We start from the raw sequence: 24,814 nt of genomic DNA, 5'->3' as shown, positions 1-24,814 counted from the left end.
CTTGTGAGATTCGAACTCACACTTTGCTTTCGCAACAGGCCGGCTGTAAATACGCTTCCCTACTAATTGGCTAATTTTCGGTGCACTGTAAACTCTATTCATTCAAACGAGCAGTCTGAACGCCATCTTCCGGCCACTCCACGGATACGTTTAATTTTTCCGCAGCACTTCCTTTTATGCTAAAGAATGTTTGTAAAGAACTATGTCATTTGCTTTGACAATACAAACCTCCAACGCATCTGTGCAATCTATTTGCACAGTAAAAAATATTTTCGTTATTTTTAAAAAAAGTTTCATCATGCCTGTAAACCGTAATGCCCTCATCCGTTACCGCACCATTGACAAATGCCTGCAAAACCGCCGCCGCAAATGGACCATCGAGGATTTGATTGATGCCTGCAATGAAGCCTTGTATGAGTATGAAGGCGTGTACACTAATATCAGCATGCGTACTATACGCTTAGATCTGAATGCCATGCGAAGTGATTCTTTGGGATACAATGCACCCATCATAGTAAAAGACAAAAAGTTTTATACTTATGAAGACGCAGAGTATTCCATTGCTAACAGTCCGCTTACTCCGCAAGACCTGGGCATATTACAGGAGGTATCGCATCTGCTCCGACAGTTTAAAGGTTTCAGCCACTTTAATGAAGTGAGCGAAATGGTAAACAAGCTGGAAGACAAAATTTACAGCGAACAAAACCAACAAGCCTCAGTAATTGATTTTGAAAAAAACGATCTGCTCACTGGTATTGAATGGCTGGATATTTTATACAAAGCCATAGTAAATAAAACAACCTTGCTGCTGACCTACCAATCTTTTAAAGCCAGGCAGGCAAGTGACATTATTTTTTATCCTTACCTGCTTAAAGAATTCCGCAACCGCTGGTTTATCCTCGGCATGAAAAAACAAGGCAAAGAAATTATCACTTTTGCTTTGGACCGTATTCAAAATATTACACCACAAGACAAAGAACTTTTTGTGCAGCACAAAAAATTTGAACCACACACTTATTTTGATAACATCATTGGTGTTACCCGTAACTATGCCGAAAAACCCACTACTATTTTATTTTGGGCCAGTACCTATCATGCGCCCTACATCAAAACCAAACCTATTCATGCTTCACAAAAAATTGTGGAGGAAGTGCAGGGTGGTACACATTTCAGTATTGAAGTAATCCCCAATTTTGAAATGGAACGTGAGCTCATTGGTTTTGGCGAAGGGCTTAAAGTTTTATCACCCAACAATATTGTAAGGCAGATGAAAAGAAAAGTGCGTTTGATGGCAGCGCTGTATGAAGCAGGCCAGGAGTAAAATACTTCCGGCCTGCATACATCACCACACTTTATTCATACTTCAATAAAAATTCAGGATTAATTGCTTTGAAAGAAACCCTTCCTATAGTATCTGTTTTTTCTACCAACGGCCTTATTACAATTCCTTCCCTGTCCACATTATACAAAACAGATTTTCCTATCGCTTTATTTACCAATGCTTCAATTGAAACAGACAAGGAATAGTTAGTTTCTAAAACCGGTACCGTATTAAACCCTAACTCCTCAATCAGTAACACAAAATCATTATGATCTAAAAACTCGTAAGCATCAATATTAAAAACTGAAAAGAAAAAAATCTGTTGTCCTTTCAATTTGTATTTATTACCCTGGATACCCTCTCCAATCACTTCACCCTGTAAAGCATAATTGGCTTTTACTGCACGCAATTTTTCTTCTACCTGCATTTCCCGTGCTAATTTCCACAAAGTATTATCTGCAGTTTCTACCAGTTCCAGGTTTCTGCTGCATACACCAAATACACCGTCTTTAATAAAATAAGTAACTGATGTGCCGTCGAGCTTTTCGGTAATATAACATGGTTCGTCTTTAAACTTATCCAATAACTCTTGCAGTACCTGTACTCTTGTCTCGTCTGTTTTAGGAATGAAAGAAGGAAAATCAGCTTTCATAATACCAGATAAATTTGCCGGTATCGGCGGTTCATATTTTTCAATTGCCAAAACCTCAGTTACATCCAATCCTTCTTCAATAGAAAAATTTTGCGGAAGTATAGAAAGCGGGAAACAAATACCTTGAGAAACCTGGCCTCTCAATCTTACTGTCCTTACCCTCATACCCCTTGGTTTCATAAATTCAAACTCGGTTTTATCAGGCAGTAAAGCATCTATTTCTACATACACACAAAAATCACCCTCATTAAATTCACCTTTTTTTACAACCAGTTGCCAGCCCAATACTGTTGCCTTAACGATAGCATCAGCACCAGGTATTGATTCAATTCTTTTAATTTTTTGTATAGAGGCTAATTGTCTCATTGGTTTATTTTTAAATTTTTAATTCATCACGGCTTCCCTTCTAAAACCCATTACCTGCATTGCCGGTTTTTCTACTTCCATATCATCAGGATTGGTTATTTCAGCAATCGTCATGCATTTATGAATTTTATTTTTAAATCCTAAATGATCACTTAACCTTTGCGCTTTACTGGCATTCAATTTATCAAATTCATACTTCGCTATCAATCTACCTTTTCGCAGCAATGCACTATCTACCATACTTAATGCGCTGTTGAAAGTGCAAATGATCTGCACATTCAGGCAATCACTCAATAAGCCATCACTAATGTTCAGCAAATTGCTTACACTACTATTGCTGCTGAATTTTCTATCCATGATGATATTCTCTGCATCTTCAATGATCAGTACCGCATTGGGATTGTCGATCAAAAGGTCAATAAACTCAGGGTTCATTAAATTACCTGCCACACCCGGTGAAACAAACAATACTTTTTTCTTCATACTACCTATCAAATGACGCAGGTAAGTTGTTTTACCGGTGCCAGGCAAACCATGCAGTAATATGATTCCCTTATCATTTTCTTTTTCCAATCGTTGTTTGATAATTGCATCTATCGGTTTAAAATCATCATTGTAATAAAGGTCAATATCCAGTACTGTTGGTTTTATTTCCAACTGTTTCAAGTCAAGACCTGTACTCGTTTGTGTGATAATATTTATTTCAAACGGATCTTCTTTTTCCGGTACTTTAAAAGCAGCAAAAGCGGTTATCAATGCGTTTGCATACTCATAGTTGCTGTTACCAAACAAAACTTCTGCATATTCATCGCTCAACTTTACCAGCACTTTATTTTCTAATTTAAATACCGTAGTACCAAAGTTTTGCCGGCTATCCTGCCAGCTGTAATAATTGCGCTGATAAATTGCCATTATTTTTCCTGCAAGTCCGCTATTGATATACTCGTATGCTTTTGTTGCATCAATGTTACTAATGGCACTTATACAAGGTGTTGCTTTAAATTCTTTTATGTAAAAAGCTTTTACTTCTATGTAATAAGATTCAAAGATGGACGCATTTTTATTGCGGATAAATTTTTGCTTTATTTGTCTCCATATGTTTTGTAAACTGTCTTTCGCATCCGGAATCATCCAGATCAACAACAGCATTCCCAAAACTAAAATTATCGGTCCCATTTTTTTACTTTTAATTCTTTATAAATTTTTTCTTCATTTTTTTATTGACGCACTAATGCACAATTTTATTAGCACAACTGGAGCTTGCAAAAGCATCTGGCTTGGCTTTAAAAGCAAAACCCATTCCCAGGATATAACCCATTGCCTCTTTTAAAGCATCGTTGCTTTTAAAATTTGGATTGGTATTGATATCCACGTGCACTTCCATATCCACACTGTACCTGCTGAAAACATTGCACAATGGGTAAGCCACTTCAATACTCTTAGCTACTTCTGTCAGCATTCTTTGTTTAATACTCATTTTTTGCAAAGTGGTTTCGTTACAGATGTACATAAATCCTCCTTTACCTTTACGAATGAAAACTATCACGGTAGCAAATTCAGTTTCTTTTCCTTTCACCTGGCTATCGGTACCAATACACACTTTTAATTCGTGGCCCATTGCTCTTTCTCTTTCAATAGTGTTCCTCACTTCATCCTCAATAGGAATGCGAATTTTTTCGCCATTCAATTTTCTCCATTGCTGCTGATCTGTTTCCATTGTTTTATTTTTTTAAGAGCATTTGCTCATCAATTGATCTTTATTATTTCAAGTATTTGTAATAACGATTTGTTTTTATAGGGATCAACCTCATCATATTGCTCCAATTTTACCCAGTGTTTATACTTATAATATCCTCTAAGCAATTTGCACTGCCTTTTTCTGTAATCATTTCTATCCAGGTAATTATCAATGATGCTCATTTTTGATTCCAGTTCTGCGTCTTTTATTCTTACCTTATCAATCATATTGGGTTTTACCTTCAATACAAATCGCCATGCCTCTGTAAACTCGTAACGCTTTACAGGTTGTTTTCTCCAATCCAACTCCCATACTTCACGAAAAAATGTTTTTTCAATTTCGCTGAACTCCATTTTCACAAACTCGTATTCATAAGGTTTTAAAAGATATTGTGGTTTTACCTCGTATCTTTTTCTGCCCCTTCTCCTTTTTTTCTTTTTAAAATCTTTTCGCCAGCTGTAGTCATAACTGTTTATTTTATTTAGAATTCCTTCAAAGAAAGTTGCATACCTACTCCTTGCCACATCTTCCCGTAATACAAAAAACCTTACCCAGCCTTTTTGTACAGGCGGGTGCAAAGGCTCCCACCCCAGATTTCTTTGTTGTCTATACAATAAGGTTTCTTCCTTATCTAATTGTATAAGTTGTTTATCAAAGTCTTCGTACTGCATGCGTTTCTTTTGCCGTGCAGTACGTAAACGGTAAGAGAGAATATCTGCTCCATACTGTTGAATAAGTTTTGTGTCCATAATGTTTTATTTAGTTTCGATCGAAAACTCCGGTGCCATTGCACCAGTTGCGTATTCTGCTTCATTATGAACTGTGAACTTTTTTTCATTACTTCTTTTTTGAATTTTATAAAATATTTTTTGCATCAATACAAGGACTCGAACCCTGACAGATAGTGTTGGAAACTATCATGCTGCCATTACATCATACTGATAATTTTTATTGCGGATGAAACAGGATTCGAACCTGTACTGTTGCGGCTTCAACGCAATGCTCTGCCATTGGAGCTATTCATCCATAATTGTTTGCAACAGATTTGTTGATTGATCCATATTTCCTCATCTTCGAATTCACCTGTTATCAAACAATTTTTTTATTGAGTCCTGCGAAAGATTCGAACTTTCTTCTCCCGATTTGCAGTCGAGCGCATACAGCCATGTCTGCCAGTAGGACGCTTGCGGAGAGTGTAAGAATCGAACTTACCTGAGTGTTACCTCAACCTTGGCTTAGCGGGCCAGCACATTACCTCTCTGTCAACTCTCCAAAAAATTTCGGAGAGAAAGGGACTCGAACCCCTCCGAAGGAGTTCTTTGAACCGAACCTGTTACAGTCAACTGTTTTCAAGACAGCTCCCCAGACCAACCGGACTCTCTCCATCGTGTGTGAGTGAGTGGATTCGAACCACCTAAGTCTTTTGAACAACAGATTTACAGTCTGCTACGAATCACCTTCTTCGTCGCACTCACATTTTATTAACCGCCAACAGGGTTTGTCCCGATCTATCGGCACTGCGGGGTTTTGAGGATGAAGAAAGATTCGAACTTTCAACATGATGCCTAACAAACATCTGCTCTACCATTGAGCTATTCATCCATTATTTGTTTGACCAGGAATTTTTAAAGATCGATGGGACCAAAAAAATTATAGCATCCATAATTATTTTAATCATTTTCATCCGCCCAAATCCCGTTCAAACAAACTGTAGTTCCGATGAGACTCGAACTCACAACCCCCGAATTAAAAGTTCGGTGCATCTAACCATTGAGCTACGAAACTATTTTGTTGCGGTTAATAGATTCGAACCAATAACCTTTACCGTATCAGGGTAACGCTCTACCATTGAGCTAAACCGCAATTTTATTTTCTGTTGACCTGAACAGACTCGAACTGTTAACCTCGAACGTATAAGGTTCTTGCTCTAACCATTGAACTACAGGTCAATGTTGTTGCGCCTACAAGATTCGAACTTGTATGTGAAGCTTATGAGACTTCTGAGTTAACCATTACTCCAAAGCGCATTATTTTTCGTTGGCTTAACAAGAGTCGAACTTGTATCTCTACGTTCGTAGCGTAGCATTCTTATCCATTGAACTATAAACCATTTTTCGTTAGCTGGATGAGATTCGAACTCATACTACATAGTTTTTAAAGCTATTGCCTCTTCCGTTGGGCTACCAGCCATTGTTGTGCGGCTTCCGGATTTGAACCGGATACAATACACTTATGTTTACCTCCTTGAAAAGAGGAAGTGTATTATGTTACCATTACACTCAACCGCATTGGTTGACTCCGGGGCTCGAACCCTGTTCTTCCGTTGCACAGACGGATGCTTTACCAGATAAGCTAGGGCCAACATTTACTAAGTGCAGTATGAGTGATTCGAACACTCTCCTCCGATTTGGAAGACCGGCACGCCGCCATCAACGCATATACTGCTTTTCATTTTGTTATTGAGGATAGATTCGAACTATCGCCTTCAGATTCAAATGCTGAAATGCTACCGTTACACTACTCAATAATTTTTGCGGTTCGTATGAGAATCGAACTCATAGCTTCTGATAGACAATCAGAAATGTTAGCCATTACACTAACGAACCATTATAGTGGAGTACCGGCTGAAACAGTACTGCACACTACGTTTCAAGGGTTGGTAGTCTATACCGGATTCGAACCGGTATTTTCAAGGCGAAAGCTTGATGTCCTGAACCATTAGACCAATAGACCCTTTTCACATGGTCAGACGGGACGTCAGACCATGTAGCTTGTATAGTAGGCAAGATTCGAACTTGCAGCCTCTCCGGTCCAGGCGGAGTATCCAACCAATTGGAATGCTACTATATTTTTTTATCAACATTTAAAAGAGCGTAAGAAGTTTAAAAAGCTTCCCCGTTGCATCTCCCGGGGAAAGCTTTATTCCTCCTTCTGCATCTAATACTTTATACTGCTTTGTTTTCCTTCTCGTTTATTTTGGTTATCCAGTCATCCACCGTTGTGATCACTATTTTGATAAACCATACCACTATTAAAAATTTCATACCCTTTTTTTTAATTTAATACTTACGCTTTCCTTTTCCGGCTTTACCAGCTCGTGCCACAAACAGGTGAACGATTGCCAGTAAAATTTTAAAAAAGTGCAACATGTGCATAGTGTTGTTATTTTCCATCTCACCCTCCTTTGCGGACAAAAAAAAGCCCGGTCGTTTTAATTACGACCGGGCTTCTGCTTAACAAGTTTTTACTTACTCATTCGCTTTACACAGTCGTGTTATGTTATAATCATTTCTACCTTCACAAATCGGCATACTATTACCTATAGGCATAAACGTAGTTTCTCCTTTTACCAATAGCTGGCGTTTTGTTATTTGTATGATACTTTGTTTAAAGTGCATCAGCATGATTTAATTTAAAATAATTTTTCTTTGCCACGTAACCGCTGCCGGGTTGTAACCACTTGTGGGGCTACGTTACCTTAAGCAACAACTAACAAAAAACCCCGCTGATTCAGGCGGGGCTTAAGTTATAGCGAATTAGTTTTGTACTATTCAACAGTGTAACATGCCCCGCAACTGGTATCATAGCCTTTCGGACTAAACCAATTTGTTGACTCCATATGTAGTTGTATGCGTAACATGTTTTGTTGTTTTTAAATTTTGTTTTGCAATGCAAAGATGAATTTATTTTTTTGATACTGCCAAATTTTTTTCAAAAAAAATAAAAATATTTTTTTTCTTCTTGTGAAAATAAAAAAATGCAGCAGTTAAAAATAAAAACCAAGAGGCCCGATTTGTATTGAAAAAATTATATTTTGGGTAGATAAAGATGTTCCCGGATAGCATAAATGATAATACCTGCAGTATTTTTAACGTCCATCTTTTCAATGATTTTTAAGCGCAGGCCTTCAACGGTTCTTACACTTAAAAATATTTTTTCGCCAATTTCTTTATTGGTCAATCCTTCGCAGATGTATTGAATAATTTCTTTTTCCCTTTCATTAAATTCGGGCTTATCTTTTTTCAGGTGCAGTTGAAACCTGCTTTTAGCAACCATGCTGGCCAGCTTTTGCGAAGTAAGGCGACAGTAATGAGGTTCGTTATTGGCAACTGTATGCACCGCTTCAATAATTTCTGTTTTATCGGCATTTTTTAAAAGATACCCTTTGGCACCAGCTTCCAGCATATCCACAATCAGGTCCTCCTCATCAAACATGGTTAATGCAATAATACCAATAGAAGGATAATGTTCAGTAAGGTGTTTGGTTGCTGTAACACCATCCAGGGTGGGCATTTTTACGTCGGTGATCACTACATCAGGTAAAATTTCCTTTACCAGTGCAATCAGTTCTTTGCCATCGCCTGCTTCTCCGGCTACTTCAATATCGGGTTGCTTTTGCAACATCAGCTTTAAGCCATCCCTGAATATCTCATGATCGTCGGCAATTATAACTTTAATAATACGTGTATTCATTGTAGTTACTATACAGGAATATCAAAAATATAAGTAACTCCTTTTCCTGGTTGGGAATTACAGATCATTTCGCCGCCCATTACTTCGGCACGGCTCTGCAAGTTACGCAACCCCAGGCCTTTAAGTTCTTTTGCAGTTGAAAAAAAGTCAAACCCCTTTCCATTATCGGCTGTTGCAAGCAATATACGGTTGTCATCTTTTCGCAAGCTGATCAGCAGTAAATTGGCACCGGAATGTTTAATGGTATTGTGCAATACTTCCTGTACAATTCTGTAGATATTTATTTCTTTATTCTGATCGAGCCTCACCTCCTGTTCGCAAGTGAATTTAATTTCCAGCTTACTGGCTTTCTTATAAGTTTCAGCTAATTCGTCTATTGCATTTTTTAACCCTTTACGCAATAGCGTATTGGGCATTAGGTTGTTAGATATCTCCCTTAATTTTTGAATGATACTATCAATATGCTGGCTTGATTTTACTACCAGTTGCTGATCTTCGGCACCAACAGTTTCTATATTATTGATCTGCAATTTTACAGCCGATAATAATGGCCCCAGTTCATCGTGCAGGTCGGATGCAATTCTTCTTCTTTCATTTTCCAGTGTATCAATTTCTGCCTGAATTTTATCTTTATGCATACGGATGCTTTTTCTATGGTAGCCAATAGCCGTTATAATAAAATATAACAGTATGATGCCTACTACAGAAGCAACAATTAAAATAGCGTGGTAAAATTCTTCTTCCTGGGTATGCATAAGGCGCCTATTGCAAACATCAAATTAACAATTAGATTTGAATAACCAATAACTTCCTGTAACCCTCTTCTCAATTGCTTACTGGTATCAATACCAAACAATGACAGACTGGCGGTGCGGCTTAAAAGATAAAAAGAAAAGAAAATAATGACACCCAGCAGTATCCAGAATTTAGGATTTTTTACTAAATAAGCACGGTCCTGTATAACCAATTTATTAAAAGCCGTAACTGCAAAAAATAAAAGCGTAGTGCCATAAATAACCCTGAAGTACATATTCGGGCTTGTAAAACCTGCCGGGTAAAAACTAAATACCAGCCATATCACAACTGCCGATGCCATTATGTAAATAAAATATCGTTGCTTAAAATTAAATAACCCCCATAAATGAAAGAGCCAGGTGTAAAAGAAAAATTCTATCAGGCAAAAGATATTGATCATTACCAATTTTACTGTGAAGAGCTCTTTTTCAATAAGGATATAACTGATAATTTCTACCAGTAAAGAAATTGTTGCCAGGTAAAAAAAGGGATAATAAGACTTGTCGATCGTTTTAAATTTTATTATCCCAATTATTACGGCAGGGCCTATACTAAGGCTTAAAATAAATTGTACTACTTCGTTGTTCATATATCAGGTACGAAGTTGATAAGGTTTAAGGTTTAATAGCTTGTACAAGGAGGATCGCATTGGCCCTGCTCCACACCTCCGGTACTGTCACCAGGCATACGGCTATCTGATTTTGCAGCACGTGCAGCCGGAGCAGCGGTATCTTTTTTAGTACCAGCATCATCGGTTACCTTATGCGATTTACCATCTTCATGTAAATATAAATTGTTACCCTTGCTATCCACCCCTACCAGCATCAAACGCATGCTGCTGCTATCGCCATCTTTCTTCAAGCCATACAGTACTTTTATACCTACGCAATCCGGAATCTGCAAAATCTCAATCAGTGCTTTTTTATTAAAAGCTTCACTGAAAGGAATAGAAAAACCGGGGCGGCACTTTTGCAAAGAATCCCTGTCCATGGCAAAAGCAGCCTGGTAGTCTTTTATTTGCTGCCGTGAAATAAAGTGATCGATCTTTGCCAATGCCGACGTGTCTTTAGGCACAGGAACAAAAACCCCTTCCCCTTTTTCTTCGGTACAGGATGCCATAAAAACTAATGCTATTAGCAGTAACATTAAAGGCCGTTGTATTACGGCAGATACTAGTTTTTTAAATTGTTGCATGGTATGAATTTTTAACTTAAGATTAAAAGTAGAAATATACCTGCTTAAACCCATGCGTAGAACTACGTTTTTTTAATGTATCAACTACCTGATATTATCAGTAGCTGTACCCTTGTTTTTCAATAGTGCCTGATGCAACTTTACAGCAGCATCTCCCTAATAACCTTTTATTGCCAGCTATTTTAAATTATTACTTAAAGCAAAAGTTATGAAACAGACTATGGGTACTAAAAAAAGAGCTACCGCATTACAACTCGCCGCCGACACTGATTTTAACTGGGATTCATTTGAAACCAGGGCTGCGTTTTATACCGAAGAAATTAAAAAGATCAACGAATCGCTGAACCGGCTTTCTATAATGGATGATGCCCGGCAGATAATTACCTTATGTAGTAAACTAAAACTGATGAAGGATAAATTACGGAGGAGATGGTAAAGAATGTTGAATGTGAAATTTAAGAATATCGAATGTTTTTTGGAATGAAAGAGCATTCGATATTCCCCGATGACATTTTTATTTTAGTTTATTTCAGGTGATAGTACCATTATATCATACTTCTTAATTATTTCGTATCCGTTTTCATCTATTGAGCCATCGGTTCTTGTTATAAAAGCCCTCATTGGCCTGAGGTCGATCACTATCCATTTGTTGGCATTGTATTGCTTTAAAAAATAAGGCGAGTAAGGTGTATTAGGGTCTGACAGTTCATCAACTATTTTATCGTTATTGTCTTTACTCATCCTGGGTACAAATTCTATATTAGTAAAATTTACGCCTTCCATTTTCGATAACTCGTAAATCATATTGCCTATATCATACTGTTGCTTTTCCATATTTATTCCTTTAGCCAAATGATTATCTCCCATTTTTAAAAATACTTTTGGGCTTTTTTTGTACTTAGCCTGGAATGCCTTTAAATAAGTATAATAGTGTTGCTTCATCAAATCTGTTCTGCAGCTCAACGATTGATAAATTGTTTTTCTTCTTTCGTGCTTGGTATAAATATCTATTGCTTTTTTTACTTCGTTCAAATCGGCAATATCTTTTTTACTTTTACTCAAACCAATTATTGCATCTATATCTTCAGGCTGAGGCATGTACCAGTATTTTATAGCAGAATCGTAGGCTGCTTTACATTTCACCTGGTTGGCTTTGGTTAAATTATTATACGCCTGGTTTATATACAAGTGAAAACTAAGTTGAAACTCATGATCTAAACCCCAGAGTTTTATATTGTTTTTTACAGCAGCCAATAACATTAAAGAATCGGGTGCAGTGTAAAAAAATGGTGTTAGTGTAAATGCTTTAAAATTTTTGCCCTGGAAAACCTCGTTTGCTTTTCTATATTTTTGATACGCTGATTTATCTATTGCATAAGTTTCTAAAGCTGCTGCCGCCATCGGGCTTATCTCTACTGCCCATGCATTGTAATTATTCTTTGCCGCTTCTCCCAATGCTTCTTTAGTAAGTAAAGAAATTAAAGGAGAATTGTGGTACTCTCCCCAACCCACATAATTATTTTCGGCATATTGCTTCATTAAAAAATTCCATCCATCGCCTACAGGCTTATCATTTACTATTTCGAAACTTAATCTGGAAGTGTTTATAATAGAGTCTAAAATTTTAATATTTTGTGATTTTGCAATTACCGGGCTTAATAAAAAACTTAAAACAAGGATTCTTCTTAATAGCATAATTTTTTTCCTAAATATAGTATTTTATACTTTTCATTTATTTTTTTAAGCTTTTCTGTTCGCCCAATTTGCTGCGGTATCCCAAGCTGTCATAGTGGGGTATCAGGGTTATATTAGTACGACAGTTTAATATAATCTCAAACAATTTCATTTCGCCAGATTTACTTGATCTTCTAATACGGCATCGTCAACGCATCCCCCACTACCACATTCTTAAAATTGGTTGCTAAAAAAGACATATCGGTTTCTGTCCATTTTGGATTAGTGGCCCAGGCAATACTTTTTCTTGCAAAATCTTTTTCCCAATCCTGGCTGATGATGATGGTTTGCACCGTTAAATTGCCCATTAAAAAATCTTTCAGCTCAATGGTAAAGTATGGAATGGTGGCAATAAAATCGATAAGCTCTTCTTCAGTAGCTGCTGTAATTTCTTTTGCAAAATAATTATCCGCTATTTTCCTGCGGTAATGAATAGTGATCTTTATGCAGTCGTTGATCACATACAATAAATATTCTCTTGTAATGCCTTTCATAATCGATGTTTTTCTTTTCAAAATAATTTTCCCTGCCCGCCCGGCACCCTGAATTGACTTCTGTCTAAACTCCATTCTTCTGCATTCATGTTATAGAGCTTGCCATATTTTTTATAGGTCTGCGCTACCATATCGGCAATGCCCCCTTCGCCACGCATGCGTACGCCCCACCGGGTGTCGTTCACTTTACCATCGTGGCTTTGTTCTATCAAATGCCATACCTTATCTGCATGATTAGGAAAATTTTTATACAACCAGTCGTGAAATAAAAATTTAATAGCGCCATTTAAACGAATGAAAGTATAAGCGGTGAATGTGGCACCGTTATCTGCTGCCGCTTTCATAATGCGTTGCATTTCGTGTTCATTCAGTCCTGGTATCATTGGCCCCATCATTATGCCCATGCGTACGCCGGCACTGCTGAGTTCGTTGATCACTTTTAATTTTTGTTTGGCGGTAACGGTTCTTGGTTCCATCATCCGCCGCAGGTCTTCATTAAAGGAAGTAATAGACACCATGGCTGATACGATACCTTTCTTCCCCATCTCCTGCAGTATATCTTTGTCTTTGAGTATCCATGCATTTTTTGTAAGAATACCTACCGGCTGATTAAACTCATTGCAAACTTCGAGTAACCCCCTGGTTAAGCGATACTTTTGTTCGGCAGGTTGATAGCAATCGGTATTGCCACTGAGCATGATGGGTGTAGCGTCCCACTTAGGGTGCATTAAAAATTTACGCAACAGCTGCGGTGCATTTTTTTTGATAATGATCTTCTGTTCAAAATCCAACCCGGCGCTGTAACCCCAGTATTCATGCACATTACGGGCATAACAGTAAATGCAGCCGTGTTCGCAACCTGCATAAGGGTTCATACTATAGCCCATGCCCACATCCTTACTTTCTACTTTGTTTACAATGGTTTTGCTTTGTTGTTCGATGTATTGTGTGGGCAAATTGGTAGCTTCCCAATCATCAATACCTTCAATATGTTCCTGGGTTTTTTCATCTTTGAGAAAACGGTTTTTAGTATTGAATTGTGCGCCACGGCCGGCGAGGTATTGCACGGATTCTTCCTGTGGTTTAGCGGATACTTTATGGTGATCTTGTTGAAGTTTATTATTTTCCATTGAAGTTTTTTATTGATTACATGAATTGAGATGAATCTGCTTGTTGGCAGGCAGATTGCACGAATTATTTTTTGCACGGATCAATTTGCCCGCAGAAATCGCAGAGATTCGCAGAAAAGAAAACAATGTATTTAATCTGCAAGTTCTGCGGGGCATTTTTGCATTTACATAAACAGCTCTCCTTGTTTTGTATTTACCGGTAAATTCTCAAACTCAAAACGCTTTGCTATTTCATATTTTAATTCTCCCACGGGGCGTTTTAATAAGAGCATCGCATCAGCAATAAACCTGCCGGTAAAATGCCGGTGACTATACTCCAGCCAGCCTTTTTCATATTGCCAGGGTAATAATTTCCTGGCAATGGTCAGGTGTGGTTCTATAATAAAATGTGGTTTATTGTCATCGTTCAATTTCATCAGGCGTTGTGTTTCGGTACGTATTTGTTTTACCAAACGCTGCACCGGCACTTTACTGGTGATATTGATGTAAATGGTATGGCTGGGGAAACTGCCATAATCCTTCAACTCAATTTTTACCGGTTGAAAACCCATCGCAATAGTTTTTAAATGGTTGACAATCCTGTCTTCCATCATTTCGTACTGTACAAAATTTACCAGGGTTATGTGCGGCTTGCCCCAACGGGCCGTTTCAGCCTGGTACTTTTCGTAAAACTCCTTTTTAACTGCCATAATCTTATTCCGTAATTCTTCATGTGGATTTAATACGAGCAGGTACTCGTACACCCGGTAGCCGGGAATGGTATTGGTTAAATCTTTCATGTTATTAAATATTTTGGTTACTAAATTTGTTAGCTAATTATTTTAGCATAAATTTACTAAATAATTTAGACAATCAAAATATATTTTATCTCACCCCTTCCCCTCTCCTGCCCTTCGACAAGCGCAGGACTACGGCAAGGATTAAAAATAATTATTTATGGAAGTAGAGAAATTTTTTGGCAGCAGCTACAACGGTTCTAAACGTTTTACCCAGCACAATGTAGCTACAGCAAATGCCACCGGCTTTGGCGCTGCGGCAGACGATTATATGGAACGTGGCATCGACCTGAATGAACAACTGATCCGCAATAAACCGGCTACCTTTTTTATGAAAGTGAGTGGTAACAGTATGATCAACGCCGGCATTTTTGATGGTGATATTGTAATTGTAGACCGGAGTATTAAACCCGTTAATGGCAAAATTGTAATTGCCGTTATTGATGGCGATATGCTGATACGGCGTTATGAAAAAAATATCAACAGCCTACGCCTGATTCCTGAAACACCAAAACTATCACCGATTGATGTGAGTGAGTTTATGGATTTTAAAATTTGGGGTGTGGTGGTTTGTGTTATTCGTACCCTGGGCTGAAGTCCAGGGTAAGTCATGAAGGGCAGGACAAGTGATAAAGGACAGGCAAGTGATGAAACCTCCTGATAAATTGAATATCTCTACTAATCAAACTGTAACATAACTTGCCCTAGGCTTTAGCCCGGGATAATAAAACAAAACATCAACGGGCTTTAGCCCTTCACACATGAAAGCCATTGTAGATTGTAACAGTTTTTATTGCAGTTGCGAAAGATTATTCCGGCCACACCTGGATAATAAACCCGTTGTTGTACTCAGCAACAACGATGGCTGTATTATTTCCCGGAGCGATGAAGCCAAACAATTAGGTGTGGAAATGGCTGGACCTTATTTTAAAGCCAAACCATTGATAGAAAAATATGGAGTAACAACATTTTCCTCTAATTATAATTTGTATGGCGATTTAAGCTGGCGGGTAATGGAAACCCTACGCATTATGTTAGGCAAAGAAAATGTGGAAGTATATTCTGTTGATGAAGCTTTTTTAAATTTAGAGGAGTTTAATGAAAAAGACCTGCAACAGGTGGCGATGAACATCCGGGAAACTGTAGAACAATGGACCGGCATAAAAGTTTCTGTTGGTGTGGCACCTACCAAAGTGTTATCTAAAGTGGCCAATCATTTAGCTAAAAAAAATAAAATAGCAACAGACTGTGTGGTAGTACTGGATACCAAAGAAAAAATTGACAAAGCATTGCAGGATACTCCCATTGGCGAAGTATGGGGCGTGGGCCGTCAATATGCAGAAAAATTAATGGACATGAATGCTGTATTCACCGCATTCGATCTTACAAAAAAAACAGAAGAGTGGGCACATAAAAATTTAGGTGGTGTGGTTGGTATTCGTTTAATAAAAGAATTAAAAGGTGAACCTGCCAATGAAATGAAAGATGAATTAGTGGTAAAGAAAATGATTGCTACCACAAGAATGTTTGGCAGCCCGGTTAGAAATATCGGTGATATTAAAGAAGCCGTTGCAACGTATACTTCCAAAGCTGCCGAAAAATTACGCCGGCAGCAAAGCGCTGCCAATACCATCAGTGTATTTGTAGTGGCAAAAGAACAAAACCATAATGCCACTTTCAATCGTGGTGCTACTATTAGTTCCTACACAACATTGCCTGTGGCTACTTCTGCTACCAATGAATTGATAAAACCTGCAGTAAAATTAGTTGACCAACTATACGAACAGGGAAGAATTTATAAAAAAGCAGGTGTAATGCTCAGCGGACTTGTTCCGGATGAAACCATACAAGGCAATTTATTTTTACCGGAAACAAAAAACGCCAATCGTTTATTGATGAGTATGGTGGATAATGTAAACTTTGCTATGAGAGATGACATGCTCAAATTTGCTGCATCAGGCACTACAAGAGACTGGAAGATGCGCCAGGAATTAAGAAGTCCACGATATACATCAAGATGGGAAGAATTGTTTGTGGTTCACTAAAATAAAACACCTTGCGGATCATCACCATCTAAAAAGCCTGGCTTATTCAAATTCAACCCCATTGCCGCATTCATCTTATCTACCAAATAAACCGTCAGCTCCGGCGATGTGGCTTCATCATGCATATGCATGAAAAAATACACTTCTTCCATACCCTTATCCACCCAGTATTTCATTCTTTCAATCCATGCATCACATCGTGTATAATCAGATGGATGCAAACTGTTACCTACATAACGAATGAATACTTTAGGAATGGTTACATGCATGTGTGCACAATCTCTTCTGCCCGCAGTATCTGTGATCACTGCACCCATGTTCATTTCTTTCAACCTGGTAAACATCTCTTCACGAATATCATCTTTTTTAAACCAGTCAGGATGACGTACTTCTAAAAAAAATTGCAGATCGGTTGGTAAGGTTTTTAAATAATCAAACAGTTCATCTTTTCTTTTAGGAGAAAAAGTGTCACTTACCTGAATAAAGATGGGGCCGAGAAATTCTTCGAAAGCTACAATGCCACGGAAAAATTCATTCGTAATAAATTGCTTGCCATTTAAACTGCCACGATGTGTTATGCCCTGGTACATTTTAGGACAAAATTTGAAATCCCTGCCCTTCGCTTTCTCCGTCCATTTACGAATGCCGGCATCACCATACACTTTATAATGTGTAGCATTTAATTCAATGCTGTTGTAATGTTGTACATAATGTTGCAGAAAATCTTTCTCTTTTGTCTTAGGCGGATAAATTTTTCCGATCCATTCTTCCCTGCCCCATTTGGCGCAGCCCAGGTACACTTTCGGGGCTTTAACTCTTTTGCCATTTAATATGGTTTTATTAAACGCAGGTTCTTTAGGTAAAGAAAAATCAATGCTCTCCAGCTCCTGCTCGGGCACCCTTCCAAATTCCATAAAAATATCTTTTTGTAAATCTACAACAATGGTTGCCACGGATTACACAGATTTACACGGATTATTTTAGGGGATGTGTTTTTCTGTGTTAATCTGTGTCCTGATGCATTTGGATGGCAATAGTTTTTTGCCGCAGGCAAAACTTGTATTCATCTGTGTTAATCTGTGCAATCTGTGGCAAACCAAAAATTCACGTAGTGAATTAGATAGTCTCTTAACATTAAAGTAACTTCATAACAATTATAGTATTTTTAAATTGAGTAAAATAATAAGCATGCAAAAAGCACAATTTGGAATGATAGGTTTGGGAACGATGGGCCGCAACCTCGTACTCAACATGGCCGACCATGGTATTGCAGTTTGTGGGTACGACCGCAACACCGATCAACAAAAACGTTTATTAGAAGAAGGGAAAGATAAGCCGGTACAGACTGCTGCAACTATGCAGGCATTTGTAGAAAGCCTGGAAACACCACGCCGCATTATGATGCTGGTGCCTGCAGGAAAAATTGTAGATGCAGTAATTGATGAGATAAAACCGTTTTTACAAGCTGGTGATATTTTAATTGACGGCGGTAATTCTCATTTCACCGATACCGATGCAAGGATTGCACGGCTGCAGGATACCGGCATCCACTTTACCGGCATGGGTGTAAGCGGTGGCGAAGATGGCGCAAGGCTTGGCCCGAGCATGATGCCGGGTGGTAACAAAGATGGTTATGCAGAATTAAAAAATATTTTAGAAAAGATAGCGGCGCAAACAGATGAAGGCCCTTGTGTAACTTTTGTAGGCAATGGCAGCGCAGGCCATTACACAAAAATGGTGCATAATGGTATTGAATATGCCATCATGCAACTGATAAGTGAGGTGTATGCCATTTTAAAAAATGTTGGTGGCTGCGATAATGATCAGCTGCACCAGGTATTTACCAACTGGAATGATGGTGCCTTACAATCTTTTTTAGTAGAGATTACTGCCAAAGTATTTTTACAACCCGATGATGTAGATGCTACTAAAAGATTAGTGGATGTAATTTTAGACAGGGCTGCACAAAAAGGAACCGGTATGTGGACCAGTGAAAGTGCATTGGAATTGCATATACCAACACCTGCTATTGATGAAGCGGTTGCCGCAAGAGACCTGTCTGCCTATAAAAAAGAAAGAGAAATAATTGATGGCTTTACTCCGACAACAGTAATTACTGCTATAGATAAAGAACAACTCATACAGGTTTTGCATGATGCATTATATTTTGGCATGGCGGTAAGTTATATACAGGGATTGCATTTGTTACAAACGGCTTCTGATACTTATAAATATGAGATTAACATGGCTGAAGTAGCACGTATATGGAAAGGTGGTTGCATCATCCGGTCTGTTATGCTGAATGATATCCGTAAAGCTTATGTGAATAATGCAACTCTAAAAAACCTCTTACTCAACAAAACATTTTATGCTCTTTTGGAAGAAAAAAGAAATGCATTAGTAACCGCATTAAAAACAGGGATGGATAATAAAATTGGCATGCCGGTACTAAGCAGCAGCCTTAATTATTTTGATATGTTCAGCACCGGAAGATCAGGTTCTAATTTGATACAGGCACAAAGAGATTTTTTTGGTGCACATACTTACGAGCGGATTGACAAAGAAGGAAATTTTCATACTAACTGGAATTAATTTTTAAAACATTTATTATACAATGGCAAAACACAATAGCATTAAACACCCTGCAGCAATAGTTATCTTTGGTGGCACCGGCGATTTAACCAAGCGAAAACTTATCCCTGCATTCTACAATCTTTTTTTAAGTAAACATCTGCCTGAAAAATTTACCATTTTACTACTGGGCCGTAATGAAGATAAGAACGAGCAATTTAAAAAAGACCTTTTTGATGGCATTGCTGCATTTTCCCGTAATGGAACGCCTGATGATAATAACTGGAAAATTTTCAGCAGTAATATTTTTTACCAACAGGGCAATTTTTTAGACAACAGCACTTTTGTTACATTGAAAGAACATTTAGACGCTTTCGATAAAAAAAATAAACAGCGGTGCCTGCGCACTTTTTATTTAGCTATTGCGCCACAGTTTATTGAACCTTCTGCCGAAGGTTTGTATAAAAATAAGATCTGCAACCAGGTTAAGCTGGACAGGATCGTTGTTGAAAAACCTTTTGGTACTGACCTTGCTACAGCACAAAAATTAAATACTTTTTTACAAAAACGTTTTTCGGAAAAACAGATCTTCCGCATTGATCATTATTTAGGAAAAGAAACGGTGCAAAACATCATGGCTTTCCGTTTTGCCAACACCATATTCTCTCCTGTCTGGAATAATAAATATATTGACCATGTGGAGATATCACTTTCTGAACAGGTTAGTATAGGTAAACGTGGCGGTTATTATGATGGCAGTGGTGCTTTAAGAGATATGATACAAAATCATTTGCTGCAATTGCTTTGTGTAGTGGCAATGGAATGCCCCGGTAAATATGATGAAGCCAGTATCCGCAATGCAAAAGCAGCCGTACTGAAAAAAATAAAACCTTATACCGAAGCCGAAGTATTTAAAAATATTGTACGGGCACAATACACCAGCGGAACTATTAATGAACAACCCCAACAAGGTTATTTACAGGAAGAAAATATTACCCCAAGTTCCACTACCGAAACTTTTATCGCCGGTAAATTTTTTATCAATAATGAAAGATGGAAAGGCGTTCCGTTTTTTTTAGCCACAGGAAAGTGTTTACCTAAGCAGGCATCTGTAATTATGATCCAGTTTAAAGATTCTCCCTATAAAATTTTTAAAGATGATACGGTACCTAATCGTCTTTTAATCAGCATCCAGCCAGAGCAGGAAATCAGCTTATTATTTGAAAGTAAAGTGCCCGGTGTACAAATGAAACTGAAACCGGTGGAAATGGATTTTACTTATAAAGAGTCTTACACTGAAGCAACGCCTGAAGCTTATGAAACTTTATTACTGGATGTATTAGATGGTGATGCTACTTTATTTATGCGTAGCGACCAGGTTGAAGCAGCATGGAAAGTAGTAATGCCGATCATCAATGCCTGGAAAAAGAATCCTAAAAAACAATTGTTGAAATATGCAGCCGGAACATGGGGGCCAACTGCAGCCACCAGCTTACTAAAACCTTACGCAAAAAACTGGGTAGTGTTACCAGCAACAAAAAAAAGTTGATAAATTTAATACAATGCCAATAGCAACAACTATAAAAACAGTGTGGCCCGATGCAGTAGCATTGAGTCATGCTGTTGCAAATCTTATTGTAACAGAAAGTAATAAAGCCATACAACAAAAAGGGTATTTCACCATTGCGCTATCCGGTGGCGGTACACCAAAATTATTATTTGAGTTGCTGGCACAAGCGCCTTATAAAAATAATATACCCTGGAAAAAAGTAATTATTGCATTTGGTGACGAACGTTTTGTTGCGCCAACGAGTGATGAGAGCAATTATAAAATGGCTAATGAAGCTTTACTAAAACACGTAGGAATTCCTAAAAAAAATATTCTGATTGTACCAACCGTAAAAGTTACTCCTGCACAATCTGCTTCACAATACGAGACGGCCCTAAAAAAATACATCAGCAACAAACATCCTTTCGACCTGGTGCTTTTAGGCATTGGGGAAGAAGGCCATACTGCTTCAATATTTCCTGGTAGCCCTTTACTTACGGATAAAAAAAATTGGATAAAAAATATCTGGGTGGTGGAGAAAAACATGGACCGTATCAGTTTTACTATGCCGTTCATTAACCATGCAAAAAACATTGCCTTCTTGGTAAGTGGTGCAAGTAAAGCAGCTATTCTAAAAAAAATATTTTCTAAACCCGGCGCTACATTACCGGCTGCAATGGTTAAAGCAAAAGAGAATACATTTTGGTTTTTAGATGAAGCGGCAAAGATTGGCCACTAATTGCATAAATTAACAGTAATGAAATACAATTTTATCCGGACAGTTCGTGTTTCAGTCTTTACTCTTTAGATTTTCATAGATAACGATCGTCATCAGTATCAATAGCATGCCATAAAAAGTATCTTCAAAAGGGATAGTATAGATCCTTAACCCTAGATTTTCTGCATTATTATACAGCACAACAGGAATGGCTGTTAAAAATCCATTGACAATTAAAAACGGAATTAACATTACGCAGTAAGAAACTAGGAATAAGGCTGCATCAAATGTTTTAAAATATTTTTTGAATGCATAAATGATAGCAATAAATGCAGCGTTAAAAATAAATGTCCAGCTGGTGTAGTATTTATGGTAACAGATAATACCAGTTACCCATAAAATTAACGCCAGTACCATCAGAATTACATCTGCCGTTGCCTTATCTTTTATTTTAGGAAAATAGGTTCGGATGCATTCATAAATAAACACACAGCAATAGGGTACAATAAAAAAGAACAGTACTTCTTCTATTGGAAGATTATAAATTTTTATTCCTATGATATAATTTTCGTTGAAATGCCAAACGCCTTTGCCGGTAAAATAAAAATCCCAGACTATATACAATGATGCCGGTAACAACATCGCCGGAAAAAGATATTTCCAGTTTTTATAAAAAGCTACTTTTTTATCAAAGCTCAGCAGCAACGGCCCTGCAAGAGATGCTGTTAAAATTAAAAAATATGTATAGTGGGGATTCAATTAATGTATTGTCGTTGCTTTAATAAAACAAAGTAACGCTTTAAAAGTTTATAATGGCGGCTGAGTTTTTTTTCTAAAGGTATCATTTACCAGGTATACGCCGGTAATTGTAACGGCTCCGCCAACAGCAATGTACATATTCAATTTTTCATGAAAAATTAATGCGCCTAATAAAACAGCAACCATAGGATTAATGTAGGCGTACAAAGAAGCCAGCGAAGTGGGCAACCGCTGCAGGCTATAAATGTAAGCTATAAATGTAAGCACAGAGCCGATAACCACTAAATACAATATTGCCCACCATGCATTAGCAGGAATTGCAGCAACACTAACCGTATTACCGGTTGTATAAGACACACTGAACAATGCGATGCTGGAAATCAGCATCTGTAATCCTAAACTAAAATAGGGGTTAAAATTTGCCGCATGTTTTTTGGTATATAAAGAACCAAATGCCCATGATATCGTTGCTATCACAGACAGAATAATCCCTTTAGTAAAATCTGCATTTAAAAAATCTTTCAGGTGATCGTAAAAAATGATACATACGCCTCCAAAACCCAGTACCATTCCCAGTATAGCTTTTTGTGGTAACCTGTCGCCTCCAAACAATGCAATCAACACTAACCATAATGGAAAAATAGCACCAATGATAGCACCCAGGCCACTGGAAATATATTGCACACCCCATGTGCTAAGCCCGTTGCTCAGCATAAAATTTAAAACACTCAATATTAAAATGGTACCCCATTGTTTGCCCTTAGGCCACGGATGTTTAGTAAGAATAAAATAAATCAGGTAAACGGAACCGCCCAATAATTGCCGTATAGCACACAATTGAATTGCCGGCATATGCTGTACACCCTCTTTGGAAGCCAGCCATGTAGTGCCCCAGAAAAAACATACCCACGCTAAAGCAAGCAGTGCTTTTTGCCGTGATGTTTTAGATGATAGCATTCGTTTTCTCCTACTACTGGAGTTAGAAGGAATTAATGTTTAAAATGTCTCAAGCCCGTTATCACCATAGCTAAATGATGTTGCTTGCAAAATTCTATAGAATCATTATCACGTATAGAACCTCCTGGTTGAATAAAAGAAGTGATACCAGCTGCATGTGCAATCTTTACACAATCATCAAATGGAAAAAAAGCATCGCTTGCCAACACAGCACCGTTCAGGTCAAAATTAAATTGCTTTGCTTTTTCTATGGATTGACGCAATGAATCAATACGTGATGTTTGTCCGCAACCTTTACCTATTAATTGTTTGCCTTTTACCAAAGCAATGGAGTTGCTTTTTAAATGTTTACAAATAATGTTAGCAAAGATGAGGTCTTCTTTTTCAGCAGCAGTAGTTTCCACACCACCTACTTCTTTCCATTCGGTATAATTACCCACATCATTTTGTTGAGTTAATAAACCATTCAATACTGATTTATACTGGTGCGTTGCGTCCAACCCTTTTTTCTGTATTAAAAGAATACGATTCTTTTTAGTTTTTAAAATATCCAATGCTTCGCCTTCAAATGAAGGTGCTATTAATACTTCAAAAAATATTTCATTGATGGCTACAGCAGTAGCTTTATCAATTTCTGCATTACAAACCAATACCCCACCAAAAGCACTTTCAGGATCACCAGCCAAAGCCACGTCCCATGCATCTTTCACGGTTGGCCTTTGTGCCACGCCGCACACATTGGTGTGTTTAATAATAGCAAAAGTAGTATCCGTAAATTCGGAAATAATTTGCACCGCAGCATCCACATCTACCAGGTTATTATACGATAATTCCTTGCCGTGCAGCTTGTCAAATATTTCTTCCTGGTTGCCGTAGAAAATACCCTGCTGATGAGGGTTTTCTCCGTAACGCAACACCGTTTTTGTTTTATTAAATGGATTGATAAAATCTGTATGATTAAAATAATTAGAGATAGCAAGATCATAACCTGTACAAACATCAAATGCCTTGATGGCAAACATGCGGCGTTGCTCTAAAGTAGTTTCGCCTTTTTGTTCTTTTAATATCTGTTCCAACAAATGATAATCTTTTTTTGCAGCAACTACCACCACATCTTTATGGTTTTTGGCTGCACCACGAATCATACTCGGGCCGCCGATATCAATCTTCTCTATAATTAAAGTTTCATCTGTTGTTGAAGCTACTGTTTCTTCAAAAGGGTACAGATCCACGATCACTAAATCGATCTCAGGAATATTGTATTGTTTCATTTCCGAAACATGTTGAGCATCATCACGCTTTCCTAAAATACCGCCAAAAACAGATGGATGCAATGTTTTAACACGGCCGCCTAAAATGGAAGGATAGCTGGTTAATGACTCAACAGGTACACAAGGCACTTTTAAATCTTCGATAAATTTTTGGGTACCTCCGGTGCTGTAAATAGTCACTCCCAGATTATGGAGTTCAGTAACAATATTTTCTAATCCATCTTTATAAAAAACGGAGATTAACGCAGCGCTGATTTTTTTTTGCATGTTG

General features: G+C 37.8%; 23 protein-coding genes and 16 tRNA genes. 7 read left to right on the top strand and 32 right to left on the bottom strand.

Annotated features, from left to right (window positions below; all coding sequences use genetic code 11):
* The first annotated feature begins 298 nt into the window (after positions 1–298).
* Positions 299–1,321, top strand: a complete 1,023-nt coding sequence (locus ACQ334_RS24185; RefSeq protein WP_430990855.1) for a helix-turn-helix transcriptional regulator — start codon at positions 299–301, stop codon at positions 1,319–1,321.
* Between the two features lie 31 nt (positions 1,322–1,352).
* Here the strand turns inward: ACQ334_RS24185 and ACQ334_RS24180 are convergent, their stop codons facing one another.
* The 24 genes from ACQ334_RS24180 to ACQ334_RS24065 all read right to left on the bottom strand — a co-directional run bounded on the left by ACQ334_RS24180 (position 1,353) and on the right by ACQ334_RS24065 (position 10,539).
* Positions 1,353–2,339 carry an RNA ligase (ATP) gene (locus ACQ334_RS24180; protein WP_430990854.1) on the bottom strand — a complete coding sequence of 329 codons (987 nt, stop codon included), beginning with the start codon at positions 2,337–2,339 and terminating at the stop codon, positions 1,353–1,355.
* 18 nt (positions 2,340–2,357) lie between these two features.
* Positions 2,358–3,515, bottom strand: a complete 1,158-nt coding sequence (locus tag ACQ334_RS24175) for an AAA family ATPase (protein ID WP_430990853.1) — start codon at positions 3,513–3,515, stop codon at positions 2,358–2,360.
* 52 nt (positions 3,516–3,567) lie between these two features.
* Entirely contained in the window at positions 3,568–4,056 is a 489-nt protein-coding gene (locus ACQ334_RS24170) for a ribonuclease H-like YkuK family protein (RefSeq protein WP_430990852.1), read from the bottom strand.
* Between the two features lie 29 nt (positions 4,057–4,085).
* Positions 4,086–4,826: a hypothetical protein gene (locus ACQ334_RS24165; RefSeq protein WP_430990851.1), complete on the bottom strand. Its 741-nt coding sequence runs from the start codon at positions 4,824–4,826 to the stop codon at positions 4,086–4,088.
* A 205-nt stretch (positions 4,827–5,031) separates the two neighbouring features.
* Positions 5,032–5,103 (bottom strand) — tRNA-Phe (locus ACQ334_RS24160).
* A gap of 161 nt (positions 5,104–5,264) precedes the next feature.
* Positions 5,265–5,349: transfer RNA gene (locus ACQ334_RS24155), tRNA-Ser, on the bottom strand.
* A 9-nt stretch (positions 5,350–5,358) separates the two neighbouring features.
* Positions 5,359–5,461, bottom strand: a tRNA-Ser gene (locus ACQ334_RS24150).
* A gap of 146 nt (positions 5,462–5,607) precedes the next feature.
* Positions 5,608–5,679: transfer RNA gene (locus ACQ334_RS24145), tRNA-Asn, on the bottom strand.
* 109 nt (positions 5,680–5,788) lie between these two features.
* Positions 5,789–5,862: transfer RNA gene (locus ACQ334_RS24140), tRNA-Lys, on the bottom strand.
* A gap of 6 nt (positions 5,863–5,868) precedes the next feature.
* Positions 5,869–5,940, bottom strand: a tRNA-Ile gene (locus ACQ334_RS24135).
* Between the two features lie 13 nt (positions 5,941–5,953).
* Positions 5,954–6,026, bottom strand: a tRNA-Ile gene (locus ACQ334_RS24130).
* A gap of 6 nt (positions 6,027–6,032) precedes the next feature.
* Positions 6,033–6,104: transfer RNA gene (locus ACQ334_RS24125), tRNA-Met, on the bottom strand.
* A 10-nt stretch (positions 6,105–6,114) separates the two neighbouring features.
* Positions 6,115–6,187: transfer RNA gene (locus ACQ334_RS24120), tRNA-Arg, on the bottom strand.
* A gap of 7 nt (positions 6,188–6,194) precedes the next feature.
* Positions 6,195–6,267, bottom strand: a tRNA-Leu gene (locus ACQ334_RS24115).
* Positions 6,268–6,366: 99 nt separating this feature from the next.
* A tRNA-His gene (locus tag ACQ334_RS24110) sits at positions 6,367–6,438 on the bottom strand.
* Positions 6,439–6,450: 12 nt separating this feature from the next.
* Positions 6,451–6,522: transfer RNA gene (locus ACQ334_RS24105), tRNA-Gly, on the bottom strand.
* Between the two features lie 11 nt (positions 6,523–6,533).
* A tRNA-Gln gene (locus ACQ334_RS24100) sits at positions 6,534–6,604 on the bottom strand.
* A 7-nt stretch (positions 6,605–6,611) separates the two neighbouring features.
* Positions 6,612–6,683, bottom strand: a tRNA-Asp gene (locus tag ACQ334_RS24095).
* A 51-nt stretch (positions 6,684–6,734) separates the two neighbouring features.
* Positions 6,735–6,810, bottom strand: a tRNA-Glu gene (locus ACQ334_RS24090).
* Between the two features lie 41 nt (positions 6,811–6,851).
* A tRNA-Pro gene (locus ACQ334_RS24085) sits at positions 6,852–6,924 on the bottom strand.
* A gap of 960 nt (positions 6,925–7,884) precedes the next feature.
* Positions 7,885–8,550, bottom strand: coding sequence for a response regulator transcription factor (locus ACQ334_RS24080; RefSeq protein ID WP_430990850.1), 666 nt, complete (start codon positions 8,548–8,550; stop codon positions 7,885–7,887).
* Positions 8,551–8,558: 8 nt separating this feature from the next.
* Entirely contained in the window at positions 8,559–9,305 is a 747-nt protein-coding gene (locus ACQ334_RS24075) for a sensor histidine kinase (protein ID WP_430990849.1), read from the bottom strand.
* Positions 9,266–9,934, bottom strand: a complete 669-nt coding sequence (locus tag ACQ334_RS24070; RefSeq protein WP_430990848.1) for a hypothetical protein — start codon at positions 9,932–9,934, stop codon at positions 9,266–9,268. Before ACQ334_RS24070 ends, ACQ334_RS24075 begins: the two co-directional genes overlap by 40 nt.
* 32 nt (positions 9,935–9,966) lie before the next feature.
* The gene (locus ACQ334_RS24065) at positions 9,967–10,539 is read right to left on the bottom strand and encodes a hypothetical protein (RefSeq protein ID WP_430990847.1); all 573 of its coding nucleotides are present in this window, start codon (positions 10,537–10,539) and stop codon (positions 9,967–9,969) included.
* Positions 10,540–10,747: 208 nt separating this feature from the next.
* Between ACQ334_RS24065 and ACQ334_RS24060 the strand changes: the two genes are divergently transcribed.
* Positions 10,748–10,975, top strand: a complete 228-nt coding sequence (locus ACQ334_RS24060; protein WP_430990846.1) for a hypothetical protein — start codon at positions 10,748–10,750, stop codon at positions 10,973–10,975.
* Positions 10,976–11,058: 83 nt separating this feature from the next.
* Here the strand turns inward: ACQ334_RS24060 and ACQ334_RS24055 are convergent, their stop codons facing one another.
* From ACQ334_RS24055 to ACQ334_RS24040, 4 genes are all read right to left on the bottom strand, one after another.
* Complete coding sequence (locus tag ACQ334_RS24055; protein ID WP_430990845.1) at positions 11,059–12,234, bottom strand: hypothetical protein; 1,176 nt, start codon at positions 12,232–12,234, stop codon at positions 11,059–11,061.
* A gap of 173 nt (positions 12,235–12,407) precedes the next feature.
* Entirely contained in the window at positions 12,408–12,767 is a 360-nt protein-coding gene (locus tag ACQ334_RS24050) for a hypothetical protein (protein ID WP_430990844.1), read from the bottom strand.
* Between the two features lie 17 nt (positions 12,768–12,784).
* Positions 12,785–13,897 carry a PA0069 family radical SAM protein gene (locus ACQ334_RS24045; protein WP_430990843.1) on the bottom strand — a complete coding sequence of 371 codons (1,113 nt, stop codon included), beginning with the start codon at positions 13,895–13,897 and terminating at the stop codon, positions 12,785–12,787.
* A 164-nt stretch (positions 13,898–14,061) separates the two neighbouring features.
* Complete coding sequence (locus ACQ334_RS24040) at positions 14,062–14,676, bottom strand: 2'-5' RNA ligase family protein (protein ID WP_430990842.1); 615 nt, start codon at positions 14,674–14,676, stop codon at positions 14,062–14,064.
* 157 nt (positions 14,677–14,833) lie between these two features.
* Between ACQ334_RS24040 and ACQ334_RS24035 the strand changes: the two genes are divergently transcribed.
* Complete coding sequence (locus ACQ334_RS24035; protein ID WP_430990841.1) at positions 14,834–15,268, top strand: LexA family protein; 435 nt, start codon at positions 14,834–14,836, stop codon at positions 15,266–15,268.
* Positions 15,269–15,434: 166 nt separating this feature from the next.
* Positions 15,435–16,718 (top strand): Y-family DNA polymerase, encoded by a 1,284-nt coding sequence (locus ACQ334_RS24030; RefSeq protein WP_430990840.1) that lies wholly within the window; start codon positions 15,435–15,437, stop codon positions 16,716–16,718.
* Here the strand turns inward: ACQ334_RS24030 and ACQ334_RS24025 are convergent.
* Entirely contained in the window at positions 16,715–17,671 is a 957-nt protein-coding gene (locus tag ACQ334_RS24025; RefSeq protein ID WP_430990839.1) for a DUF72 domain-containing protein, read from the bottom strand. The two genes, ACQ334_RS24030 and ACQ334_RS24025, sit on opposite strands and share 4 nt — an antisense overlap.
* Positions 17,672–17,906: 235 nt before the next feature.
* Between ACQ334_RS24025 and gndA the strand changes: the two genes are divergently transcribed.
* From gndA to pgl, 3 genes are read left to right on the top strand one after another with little or no spacing between them, the layout of a single operon-like run.
* Positions 17,907–19,310 (top strand): NADP-dependent phosphogluconate dehydrogenase, encoded by a 1,404-nt coding sequence (gndA, locus tag ACQ334_RS24020; protein WP_430990838.1) that lies wholly within the window; start codon positions 17,907–17,909, stop codon positions 19,308–19,310.
* A 22-nt stretch (positions 19,311–19,332) separates the two neighbouring features.
* Positions 19,333–20,838, top strand: a complete 1,506-nt coding sequence (zwf, locus tag ACQ334_RS24015; protein ID WP_430990837.1) for a glucose-6-phosphate dehydrogenase — start codon at positions 19,333–19,335, stop codon at positions 20,836–20,838.
* A 13-nt stretch (positions 20,839–20,851) separates the two neighbouring features.
* Complete coding sequence (pgl, locus tag ACQ334_RS24010; RefSeq protein WP_430990836.1) at positions 20,852–21,577, top strand: 6-phosphogluconolactonase; 726 nt, start codon at positions 20,852–20,854, stop codon at positions 21,575–21,577.
* A gap of 51 nt (positions 21,578–21,628) precedes the next feature.
* Here the strand turns inward: pgl and ACQ334_RS24005 are convergent, their stop codons facing one another.
* Genes ACQ334_RS24005 through purH form a run of 3 tightly spaced genes read right to left on the bottom strand, consistent with a single transcriptional unit; the run spans position 21,629 to position 24,810 of the window.
* Positions 21,629–22,315, bottom strand: coding sequence for a lycopene cyclase domain-containing protein (locus tag ACQ334_RS24005; protein WP_430990835.1), 687 nt, complete (start codon positions 22,313–22,315; stop codon positions 21,629–21,631).
* A gap of 48 nt (positions 22,316–22,363) precedes the next feature.
* On the bottom strand, positions 22,364–23,272 hold the full coding sequence (locus ACQ334_RS24000) for a DMT family transporter (RefSeq protein WP_430990834.1): 909 nt from the start codon (positions 23,270–23,272) through the stop codon (positions 22,364–22,366).
* 32 nt (positions 23,273–23,304) lie between these two features.
* Positions 23,305–24,810, bottom strand: coding sequence for a bifunctional phosphoribosylaminoimidazolecarboxamide formyltransferase/IMP cyclohydrolase (gene purH, locus ACQ334_RS23995; RefSeq protein WP_430990833.1), 1,506 nt, complete (start codon positions 24,808–24,810; stop codon positions 23,305–23,307).
* Between the last annotated feature and the right edge of the window lie 4 nt (positions 24,811–24,814).

It is taken from the genome of Ferruginibacter sp. SUN106, assembly GCF_050611765.1.
Classification (GTDB): domain Bacteria; phylum Bacteroidota; class Bacteroidia; order Chitinophagales; family Chitinophagaceae; genus Ferruginibacter.
This window is presented reverse-complemented; position numbering and strand designations above follow the sequence as displayed.

Coding starts and splice junctions, on each gene's coding strand:
- ACQ334_RS24185 (WP_430990855.1), top strand. CDS start 299: ATGCCTGTAAACCGTAATGCCCTCATCCGTTACCGCACCATTGACAAA.
- ACQ334_RS24180 (WP_430990854.1), bottom strand. CDS start 2,339: ATGAGACAATTAGCCTCTATACAAAAAATTAAAAGAATTGAATCAATA.
- gndA (WP_430990838.1), top strand. CDS start 17,907: ATGCAAAAAGCACAATTTGGAATGATAGGTTTGGGAACGATGGGCCGC.
- purH (WP_430990833.1), bottom strand. CDS start 24,810: ATGCAAAAAAAAATCAGCGCTGCGTTAATCTCCGTTTTTTATAAAGAT.
- ACQ334_RS24175 (WP_430990853.1), bottom strand. CDS start 3,515: ATGGGACCGATAATTTTAGTTTTGGGAATGCTGTTGTTGATCTGGATG.
- ACQ334_RS24055 (WP_430990845.1), bottom strand. CDS start 12,234: ATGCTATTAAGAAGAATCCTTGTTTTAAGTTTTTTATTAAGCCCGGTA.
- ACQ334_RS24035 (WP_430990841.1), top strand. CDS start 14,834: ATGGAAGTAGAGAAATTTTTTGGCAGCAGCTACAACGGTTCTAAACGT.
- ACQ334_RS24060 (WP_430990846.1), top strand. CDS start 10,748: ATGAAACAGACTATGGGTACTAAAAAAAGAGCTACCGCATTACAACTC.
- pgl (WP_430990836.1), top strand. CDS start 20,852: ATGCCAATAGCAACAACTATAAAAACAGTGTGGCCCGATGCAGTAGCA.
- zwf (WP_430990837.1), top strand. CDS start 19,333: ATGGCAAAACACAATAGCATTAAACACCCTGCAGCAATAGTTATCTTT.
- ACQ334_RS24170 (WP_430990852.1), bottom strand. CDS start 4,056: ATGGAAACAGATCAGCAGCAATGGAGAAAATTGAATGGCGAAAAAATT.
- ACQ334_RS24080 (WP_430990850.1), bottom strand. CDS start 8,550: ATGAATACACGTATTATTAAAGTTATAATTGCCGACGATCATGAGATA.
- ACQ334_RS24040 (WP_430990842.1), bottom strand. CDS start 14,676: ATGAAAGATTTAACCAATACCATTCCCGGCTACCGGGTGTACGAGTAC.
- ACQ334_RS24070 (WP_430990848.1), bottom strand. CDS start 9,934: ATGAACAACGAAGTAGTACAATTTATTTTAAGCCTTAGTATAGGCCCT.
- ACQ334_RS24065 (WP_430990847.1), bottom strand. CDS start 10,539: ATGCAACAATTTAAAAAACTAGTATCTGCCGTAATACAACGGCCTTTA.
- ACQ334_RS24165 (WP_430990851.1), bottom strand. CDS start 4,826: ATGGACACAAAACTTATTCAACAGTATGGAGCAGATATTCTCTCTTAC.
- ACQ334_RS24000 (WP_430990834.1), bottom strand. CDS start 23,272: ATGCTATCATCTAAAACATCACGGCAAAAAGCACTGCTTGCTTTAGCG.
- ACQ334_RS24050 (WP_430990844.1), bottom strand. CDS start 12,767: ATGAAAGGCATTACAAGAGAATATTTATTGTATGTGATCAACGACTGC.
- ACQ334_RS24045 (WP_430990843.1), bottom strand. CDS start 13,897: ATGGAAAATAATAAACTTCAACAAGATCACCATAAAGTATCCGCTAAA.
- ACQ334_RS24075 (WP_430990849.1), bottom strand. CDS start 9,305: ATGCATACCCAGGAAGAAGAATTTTACCACGCTATTTTAATTGTTGCT.
- ACQ334_RS24030 (WP_430990840.1), top strand. CDS start 15,435: ATGAAAGCCATTGTAGATTGTAACAGTTTTTATTGCAGTTGCGAAAGA.